The following is a 10,163-nucleotide window of genomic DNA, read 5'->3' as shown; positions in this document are numbered from 1 at the left end:
TGATTTTTTCATCAACTGGATTCATAGTGTGCTTTTTCATCTCTGCAATATTCGGATAATATATTGAAAGATGCAAATTAATTGGAGGAAAAATACTCTCTCCCCATTTTCATTTATGATATATTCTTCCACAAACTAAAAACTGAGGATATGAAAAATTAATGATGATTACTGATTGAAATATAAATACATTTATATCTTGTATTTTAATTAATTTTTTCATATTTTTGCAGGGTATTTTTGAATATTTGTGAAAGACATGAATGGTTTTGTAAAAATGGGAAGATGTTTGTTTTTTGTGCTTCTTCTCATAAGTAGTACTGTAAGTAAAGGGCAGATTTATAAGTATATAGGTCTGGAGGACGGTTTGAATAACCAAAAAATATACCATATCCAAAAGGACCAACGGGGGTATATGTGGTTTCTGACTCAGGAGGGGATAGACCGTTATGATGGCAAACATATCAAGTATTACAACTTTTCAGACGACAGTATGAAACTGGATTCACGTATTGCCTTAAACTGGCTCTACATGGACAGCGAAAATGTATTATGGGTAATCGGTCAGAAAGGTCGTATTTTCAGGTACGATTTGCAACATGATAAATTCGAACTGGCTTATGTGCATCCGGAGTTGATTAGAAATAAGTCGCAGGCATTTCTGAATTACGGTTATTTGGACAAGAGTGACCGTATATGGTTATGCTGTAAAGATAGTATTATCTGGTATAATATTCGTACCGGAACAACGACACATATGCCGGCGCCGGCTATTGGTGAAATAACTACCATTGAACAGGCGGATGGTAACCATTTTTTTATTGGTACGGGAAGCGGTCTGTTTCGTGCCGGAATAGGAGATGGGAGTTTGAAACTGCTATCCGATGAAACGGTGGAAAGTATCAGTACACCAGTGCATGAACTCTATTATCATGTCGTCTCAAAACAACTGTTTATAGGAAGCTACAAAGAGGGGGTACTTATATATGACATGGAGGGGACAGGGAAAATCATTCCTTGTCAATCACCCAATAATGTAGAGATAAACCAGATAGTTGCTTTGAACGCTCATGAGCTTTTGGTAGCTACGGGTGGAAAAGGTGTATATAAACTGGATGTGAATACCTATATGAGTGAGCCCTATATAACTGCCAATTATAGTAGTTATAACGGGATGAACGGAAACAATATCAATGATATCTATGTAGATGAAGAAGAACGTATCTGGCTTGCCAATTATCCTACCGGTATTACCGTTCGTAACAACCGTTATGGAAGTTATGACTTGATAAGGCATTCTCTTGGCAATAGCCGCTCACTGGTGAACGATCAGGTTCATGATGTATTGGAGGACAGTGATGGCGACCTTTGGTTTGCAACCAGTAACGGTATCAGTATCTATCAGACTGATACAAAAGAATGGCGTTCTTTTTTCAGTTCTTTTGATCCGGTACCTGATGATGAAAATCACATTTTCTTAGCGTTGTGTGAAGTCTCTCCCGGTGTGATATGGGCGGGCGGTTTTACATCAGGTATTTACAAGATAGAAAAGAAGAAGGGGTTTAAGATAAGTTACCTTTCTCCTGCTGCTATTGCAGGGGTACGGCCCGATCAATATATTTTTGACATAAAAAAAGACTCGGGCGGTGATATATGGTCCGGAGGGTATTATCATTTGAAACGCATCAATCTTGAGACTAAAAGTGTGCGTTTATATCCGGGAGTAAACTCTATCACTACCATTCAGGAGAAGGATTCCCGGCAGATGTGGATTGGTACCCGAATGGGGCTCTATCTGCTTGACAAACAATCCGGAGTTTACAGGTATATTGACCTGCCTGTTGAATCTCTCTATATATGCGCATTATACCAAAGAGAAGACGGAATTTTGTATATTGGTACCCGTGGAGCCGGACTTCTTGTTTATGACATTAATAAGAAGAACTTTATTCATCAGTACCGAAGTGACAACTGTGCGCTGATCTCCGATAATATTTATACAATTCTTCCGCGTCAGGACGGGAGTCTCCTGATGGGTACGGAAAATGGCATAACGATTTATTCACCTGAGGAGCACTTCTTTCGTAACTGGACACGGGAACAAGGATTGATGAGTGTTAATTTTAATGCAGGCTCTGCTACGACCTATAACAAAAGTGCGCTTGTTTTCGGGGGAAATGACGGTGCTGTCAAATTTCCAACAGACATACAGATACCGGAGCCACATTATTCGCGTTTGCTATTGCGTGATTTTATGATAGCTTATCATCCTGTTTACCCGGGTGATGAAGGATCACCTTTGGAAAAGGATATTGACGAAACTGACCGGCTGGAACTAGCTTACGGACAAAACACGTTTTCTCTTGATGTAGCTTCTATCAACTATGATTATCCTTCCAATATTCTTTTTTCATGGAAAATCGATGGTTATCATAAAGAGTGGAGCCGTCCGAGTCAGGATAACCGGATTATCATCAGAAATCTGCCTCCCGGCAGTTATACATTACAAATTCGTGCCGTATCCAATGAAGAAAAATATAAGACTTATGAGACAAGAAGTATTCAGATTATTATAACGCCTCCTGTATGGGCCAGTGTATGGGCTATGGTGGGATATGTAATTCTGTTGGTGTTGGTTATGGGTATTATATTCCGTATCATCATGTTGCATAAACAGAAGAAGGTGTCGGACGAAAAAACACGGTTCTTCATTAATACGGCACACGACATACGTACACCGTTAACATTGATAAAAGCTCCATTGGAGGAAGTCTTGGAAAATCGCATGGGGGCTGAACAGGCACTACCTCATATAAATATGGCTCTTAAAAATGTGAATACATTACTTCAGTTGACAACCAACCTGATAAATTTCGAACGGATAGATGTCTACTCTTCCACTCTTTATGTTTCTGAGTATGAGTTGAATACTTATATGAATGATGTTTGCGCCACTTTCCGCAAATATGCCGAGATGAAGCATGTAAGGTTTGTTTATGAAAGCAATTTTGACTATTTGAGTGTGTGGTTTGATAGTGACAAAATGAGCTCTATTCTGAAGAATATTCTCTCAAATGCATTGAAATATACACCTGAAGACGGTAGTGTGTGTATTTACGCTTCCGAGGAAGGAAATAGTTGGAGTATTGAGGTGAAAGATACGGGAATCGGTATTCCAACGTGTGAACAGAAGAAATTGTTCAGAAACTATTTTCGGGGTAGTAATGTCGTTAATCTGAAGGTGACAGGTAGCGGAATCGGACTGATGCTGGTATACAAACTGGTTAAGTTACATAAAGGTAAGATTCAGATTCAGAGTGCTGAAAATCAAGGAACTTGTGTACGGATTACTTTTCCGAAAGGAAATAGCCATTTCCATAAAGCAAAATTTATCTCTCCCAAAACACCGGATGAACGTTTGGAGACTATTGTAACAGGTGATACGCCGGGATTGCCGGATATGGAGATATCCCGGATCAACAGTTCCTTGCAGCGTATTTTGATAGTGGAGGATAATGATGATTTGCGTAATTATCTGGTGGATATGCTTCGGACGGGTTATAATATCCAGTCCTGTCCGAATGGAAAGGAGGCTCTTATTATAATCCGGGAATTTAATCCGGATCTCGTCATATCCGATATAATGATGCCTGAGATGGGTGGAGATGAACTTTGTGCAACTATAAAGGGGGATCTTGAGATGTCTCATATTCCGGTTGTTTTGCTGACTGCGCTGGGGGATGAGAAACATATGCTCGAAGGATTGGAAATCGGAGCGGATGCTTATATTACCAAACCTTTTAGTGTGGGGATACTCAAAGCAACGATTAAGAACATACTAACAAATCGTGCTTTGCTCCGCCGGGTTTATAATAGTATCGAAGATGAAGAACCGAATTTTCCGGTTAATTGCACTAATACCTTAGACTGGAAATTCATTGCTTCTGTCAAGGAATGTATAGAGAAGAACATGGGGGATTCGGACTTTAATGTGGAAATGCTCAGCAACCTGCATTATATGAGTCGTACGAGCTTCTTCAACAAACTCAAGGCATTGACCGGCTATGCTCCGGCTGATTATATCCGGCTGATACGTTTGCAACATGCTGCACAGTTGCTGAAGCAGGGTGAATATACAATAACGGAGATTGCCGACAAGGTCGGATTCTCGGATGCGAAATATTTCCGTGAGGTATTTAAAAAGTATTATGGAGTAAGTCCGAGTAAGTATGTAGAGGCGGAGAAGATACATTCTCAGTCTTCAGAGCAAGACTGACTAGTAAAAAGCCCTGTAAGAATGATTGGTTCTCACAGGGCTTTTTCTATGTCTTAATTTTATGGAAAAGGGGTACTTAAATTTATAACATCTTATTAGAACCAAGTATAATCAACATGGTATATCCAAGTATCAGTCCGATAATTCCCATGATTATACCGACTTTCTCCATATCCTTTTGTTGAATCATGCCTGTGGCATGTGCCAAAGCGTTGGGCGGAGTACTGATAGGCAATATCATTGCTAATGATGAACCGATTGCCACTCCGATCAATAAAGTTTCTACACCTCCCAGCGAAGACAGGTTCTCACGCATACTGCTTCCCGCAATGGCAAGAATGGGAACGAGCAATGCGGCAGTCGCCGTGTGTGAGATGAAGTTTGCCATGGCGTAACAAATCAGTCCGGAGCCGACAATCATTAATACAGGAGGCCATGTGTTGAATGGGATTGCTTCGATCATGTGTTTGGCAAGTCCGGTTTCCTGTAAGGCAACCCCTAGTGCGAAGCCGCCGGCTACCATCCAGAGTACGCTCCAGCTGATTTCTTCCAGGTCGCGTTTGGTGATAACTCCTGTTATACAGAATACGGCTACCGGAATCATGGCTACCACGTTGGAGTTAACTCCTGTCACCTTGTCGAACATCCATAATACGACCGTGATGGCGAAAGTAATATAAACTACGATCGAACGCCAGTCCTTTTTTGCTTCGCCTTCAATTTGTAATTCAATATTCTTTTGTTTGAAAGGGAACAACCGCAAAAGAATAAACCATGCAATAAACAGTACGATAATGGTGTAAGGCAGCATAAAACTCATCCATTCTCCGAAGCCGATATTCAAGTTCAACCCTTCCGGATCATTCAGGTATTTTAGTGCAATGGCGTTGGGTGGCGTACCGATAGGAGTTCCCATACCGCCTACATTAGCAGCTACGGGAATGGCCATGGCCAGACCGATTTTTCCTTTGCCGTCTGCCGGAAGTGCCTTTAATACAGGGGTGAGGAAAGTGAGCATCATGGCAGCTGTAGCCGTGTTGCTGAGGAACATTGAAAATGCAGCCGTAACAAGAATGAATCCTAATAATACATAGCGTGATTGTGTTCCGAAGGGGCGTAACATGACACGTGCCAACAATACGTCCAGACCGCTTTTGGTCGCAGCAATGGCAAGTATGAATCCACCGATAAATAACATGATGATAGGATCGGCAAAGCAGTGCATAATGGACTTATATTTAACTGTCTGTCCCAATTCTCCTGCTGGAATATCTTGAGTGAGGAACCATAAACTGCTGTCGGAAACGGTAAGTAATAGTAATACGACAATCAGTACGGAAGTAGTCCATGCAGGGACAGCTTCGAAAACCCACATAAGTGTGGCAAAAATAAAGATAGAAATCAGTCTTTGTTCTATAACGGTTAACCCTTCTATACCAAATGTGTCGATAGGGAGGAGCCATAGAATAAGGGAAATGGTAATAGCTACGGTTAACTTAATACATCTGGCCACTGCCTGATTCTTTGCCAACCGTCTGGCTTTCTTTAAATCCTGATAAGCTTCCACTAGATGGAAGCCATGAAAAATCTTGTACATAATATTAGTTTAAGATAAAATTAAAAAACGGTGCAAAAATAGCTTTTTATTCTATATGTCATAATTTAGCGAGAAAGTTTTTTCAAAGCCTTTCCTATTAAAATGTTTTTAAGGGAGTATTATAGTAGGTTGCTAATTTATTATTTTTATTTTTGTACCGTTCTTTTGTTGATTTGATAATAACTATAATTAAAACCATGAAAAAACTGACAGTCTTACTAATGTGTGTATGTTGTGTATTTACTGCACAGGCACAAAAGCAATTTACTCTGAATTCTCCGGGCGGGAATCTGCAAACTACTATTACCATAGGCGATCAACTGACTTACGATATTACTTGTGACGGACGGCAGATTCTGGCTCCCTCGCCGATAGCCATGTCGTTGGACAACGGAGAAGTATGGGGTGAGAAAGCGAAATTGTCCGGTACTTCCCGGAAAAGTGTTGATCGTATGGTGTCTTCTCCCTTCTATCGTGCCAATGAATTGAGAGATCATTATAATGAACTGACATTGCGGTTTAAAAAAGACTGGAATGTGGAATTTCGAGCATACGATGACGGAATCGTTTATCGCTTTGTTAGTCGGGCTAAGAAGCCTTTCAATGTGCTGGATGAGATTGTTGACTATCAGTTCCCGTTTGATGCGGTTGCTTCCGTGCCTTATGTGAATAGAGGAAAGGACGGTGATTATGAATCTCAGTTCTTCAACTCTTTTGAAAATACATATGTTACAAATAATCTGTCTAAACAAAATAAGAAGCGTTTGATGTTTCTGCCGCTAGTGGTGGAAGCCGGTGATGGGGTTAAGATTTGTATTACCGAGTCCGATCTGGAGAATTATCCGGGGCTTTTCTTGTCTGCTGCTAAAGGTGAAAATCGGTTGAGCGGCAAATTTGCTCCATATCCGAAGCGTACTGTTCAGGGCGGACATAACAAACTTCAGATGTTGGTGGCAGAACGCGAGGATTATATAGCAAAGGTGGATAAGCCCAGAAGTTTCCCATGGCGCATGGCTATTGTGACTACTTCCGATAAAGACTTGGCGTCAAGTAATCTGAGCTATTTGCTGGCTGCGCCTTCACGCTTGTCGGATCTTTCATGGATCAAACCCGGCAAAGTGGCTTGGGATTGGTGGAACGCATGGAACTTGGATAGTGTCGATTTCGCTACCGGAGTGAATAATGCTACTTATAAAGCATATATTGATTTTGCTTCGTCAAAGGGTATAGAATATGTGATACTTGATGAAGGTTGGGCGGTCAATCTGAAGGCGGACCTGATGCAGGTGGTGAAAGATATTGATTTGAAAGAGTTGGTAGATTATGCCGCTGACAGAAATGTAGGTATCATTCTTTGGGCAGGTTATTATGCTTTCGAACGTGATATGGAGAATGTCTGCCGTCATTATGCTGCAATGGGGGTGAAAGGCTTTAAAGTCGACTTCATGGACCGTGACGATCAGGAAATGACCGCATTCAACTACCGGGCCGCCGAGACTTGTGCTAAATATAAGATGATCCTCGATTTGCACGGCACACACAAACCGGCAGGTCTGAACCGTACTTATCCGAATGTGTTGAACTTCGAAGGGGTAAACGGACTGGAGCAGATGAAGTGGAGCCCGGCTTCACTCGATCAGGTGAAATATGATGTGATGATTCCTTTTATTCGTCAGGTTTCCGGTCCTATGGACTATACACAGGGCGCGATGAGGAATGCTTCGAAAGGTAATTATTATCCTTGCAATTCAGAACCGATGAGCCAGGGGACACGTTGCCGGCAGTTGGCTTTGTATGTGGTGTTCGAGTCACCTTTCAATATGTTATGTGATAACCCGAGCAACTATATGCGCGAGCCGGAATCAACAGATTTTATAGCTGCCATTCCGACTGTATGGGATGAAAGCATTGTGCTTGACGGTAAAATGGGAGAGTACATTGTCACTGCACGCCGGAAAGGGGATGTCTGGTATATAGGCGGAATTACTGATTGGACGGCCAGGGATATCGAAGTCGATTGTCCTTTTTTGGGAGATAAGGCATATAACGCCACTTTATTTAAAGACGGAGTCAATGCTCACCGTGTCGGACGTGACTATAAACGGGAATCTTTCTCTGTAAAGAAGGATAGTAAGTTGAAAATTCATTTGGCTCCCGGAGGAGGTTTTGCACTTCAAATAAAATAGCCGTTTTAAGGTATAATAAAAAGCTATGTCATAGGTATGGTTTGAAACAGATTCGGTGCTGCATCAGGGCTTTGATACAGCACCGAATTTTCTTTGTTACGATAATGCCGCAATGGCTGTACCTATCAGATTCGCATTATTCATACTTTTTATATCGACTGTAACATCTTTCAAACCGAACAAGTCGAAAAGCTCCTTTAATTCCTCTGTAACAATACTGTGATAATTCTTATCTTTTCTGTTCTCACTCCAGAAAAGACTGCCTTCAGCCACCAGGCAAATCCTACGTATATCTTTATTGTATGATTTCAACAACATGACAAGCCCTGTAATTGAAGCGGCCACCAACTGTGCCGATCTGGTATATATCCATTGCGCCACTTGTACATATACATCCTTGTATATATCCGGATAGTTCATGATAGCGGTAAGTTTTTGCGCATCAAATTTTTCTTCAAATTCTTCTAAAGGAAAAGTTGCTTTTAAAATATCTCCCAGATACATACCGGATACTGCTTTCTCGAAACGTTGTTTTCTGGGGTTACCGGAAATTACATCGACTGTATTATCCACTCCGGTAAGAAATGGCGGATGAAAATTCCCGGATTCCAAATTGACGGGAATCATGCCTTGAATATTATCCGCTGGATTCAGCTTTTTTATTTTGTCGGCTGGGATGAAAGTAGCCATATTAGTGCCTGTTCCTACAATCAGTCCTATATATGCATCATAACTGTTGTCTGTAAGTCCTGCAAATAAACTGGCTACGGTGTCATTCAATACTTTTATATCCGTAAACTTGATTTTATTCTTTTCATTCAGGTAGTTGAGTAGGGGATTCCCGATATATTTTCCAATCATCTCTTTGATGTCAACTCCCTTTGTCCAGCGCAGCAGTTTTGCATCCCCGCCGGGCACGGATTCGGTCGGATAAGAAAAGCAATAGCCGATAGGCATTTCCTCCTCCCGTTTTATTCCGGTGATCATATCTGCTAACTCTTTAAATAATTCCTCTTGGGTATACCCCGGCGATTTCATGATCGACATATCTTTCTTCCAACCATTGTTGGGATGAATGTCCGGTACCGATTTGCTGAAATCAACGAGTGCTACCCGATAATTGGTTCCTCCGAGATCAAGCACAAGTGATTTACCGTTGATATTGTCAGCCTTCGGAGTAATAAAGGTAGGAATACATTGGATTTCAGCGTTTTCAGTGTTCAATCCTTTTTCTACTTTTTCTTTAAATGAACGGGCTATTGCTTTGAGCTGTTCATTATCTAACTTAAAAATATTTTTCTCCATGATATTGACTTTTTAATCTATATAATATGTTTATGTATGAATAACAACTAAAGCTTTGTTTTGCTTCTCTCTTTTTTATTTAGTAACTATTCTTATTCTCTCTCACCAACTTCCTCCACCTCTGAAACGCCCTCATCAAGGTTTCTTCCTGCATCACTTCTTCCATTTCATAATGTTCCACAAAGAGATGCATCGACTTTTTATACATTATTCTTATTATTATAAAACAACATTGGAATTTAGATTGGATTTCTTGGTATGGACATAGTGAAATGTGTTTTTTGGCTTATGATGAATCAAAAAATAATCAATATAAACCTTTTTTTCCTATGGTTTGACGGAAAATGTTGATGGACATTTGGTAGGAACATCATTTCATAATTTTGATATGCCGCTTATTAGGTATGATACAGGGGATTTGATTGCTTCTGAAAATAGAAAAGGGCAATTAATGGAAGCATTTTCAATTACACAAGGAAGGAATGCCAACGCTTTTTCAGTTTCATATCTCATATTCTCATGTTTTTTATATAACTAATTTATTCTCAATTAATTAATTTATGAGAAATAAAAAGGAACGGAGTTATTTCTCATAGTTTTTCTGTTTTTTCCCTCATAATTGAGTTATTTCTCATAGCCCCCTTTCCTGTTCTTTCTTCTCTCTACTCCATATTTTTCTCCTGCTATATGCTTTTTCTTCTTCTGCAGTCTTCCCTTTAATACCATATGCTATGTTCATGTTTTTTTAATATTACGTCTTTCTCCTTGTGCTTTTCCCCTATCCTCTCTTTTGTTCCAC

At 40.4% G+C, this 10,163-nt stretch carries 4 protein-coding genes; 2 read left to right on the top strand and 2 right to left on the bottom strand.

Going from position 1 to position 10,163, the window contains the following annotated elements:
• Positions 1-259 precede the first annotated feature (259 nt).
• Positions 260-4,276, top strand: a complete 4,017-nt coding sequence (locus BHV72_RS05725; RefSeq protein WP_286855096.1) for a hybrid sensor histidine kinase/response regulator transcription factor — start codon at positions 260-262, stop codon at positions 4,274-4,276.
• Positions 4,277-4,358: 82 nt separating this feature from the next.
• Here BHV72_RS05725 and BHV72_RS05720 read toward each other — a convergent pair whose 3' ends face one another.
• Positions 4,359-5,873 (bottom strand): SLC13 family permease, encoded by a 1,515-nt coding sequence (locus tag BHV72_RS05720; RefSeq protein ID WP_022041822.1) that lies wholly within the window; start codon positions 5,871-5,873, stop codon positions 4,359-4,361.
• A 197-nt stretch (positions 5,874-6,070) separates the two neighbouring features.
• On the opposite strand from BHV72_RS05720, the gene BHV72_RS05715 reads away from it, so the two are divergent.
• Entirely contained in the window at positions 6,071-8,059 is a 1,989-nt protein-coding gene (locus BHV72_RS05715) for a retaining alpha-galactosidase (protein ID WP_286855092.1), read from the top strand.
• Between the two features lie 96 nt (positions 8,060-8,155).
• On the opposite strand, the gene BHV72_RS05710 is transcribed toward BHV72_RS05715, so the two are convergent.
• The gene (locus BHV72_RS05710; protein ID WP_286855090.1) at positions 8,156-9,364 is read right to left on the bottom strand and encodes a hexokinase family protein; all 1,209 of its coding nucleotides are present in this window, start codon (positions 9,362-9,364) and stop codon (positions 8,156-8,158) included.
• Between the last annotated feature and the right edge of the window lie 799 nt (positions 9,365-10,163).

It is taken from the genome of Bacteroides sp. 43_46 (assembly GCF_001915455.1).
Taxonomy (GTDB): domain Bacteria; phylum Bacteroidota; class Bacteroidia; order Bacteroidales; family Bacteroidaceae; genus Bacteroides; species Bacteroides caccae.
This window is presented reverse-complemented; position numbering and strand designations above follow the sequence as displayed.

What these genes read in the sequence shown, in the direction of transcription:
- BHV72_RS05725 (WP_286855096.1), top strand. Translation starts at nt 260, where the DNA reads ATGAATGGTTTTGTAAAAATGGGAAGATGTTTGTTTTTTGTGCTTCTT.
- BHV72_RS05720 (WP_022041822.1), bottom strand. Translation starts at nt 5,873, where the DNA reads ATGTACAAGATTTTTCATGGCTTCCATCTAGTGGAAGCTTATCAGGAT.
- BHV72_RS05715 (WP_286855092.1), top strand. Translation starts at nt 6,071, where the DNA reads ATGAAAAAACTGACAGTCTTACTAATGTGTGTATGTTGTGTATTTACT.
- BHV72_RS05710 (WP_286855090.1), bottom strand. Translation starts at nt 9,364, where the DNA reads ATGGAGAAAAATATTTTTAAGTTAGATAATGAACAGCTCAAAGCAATA.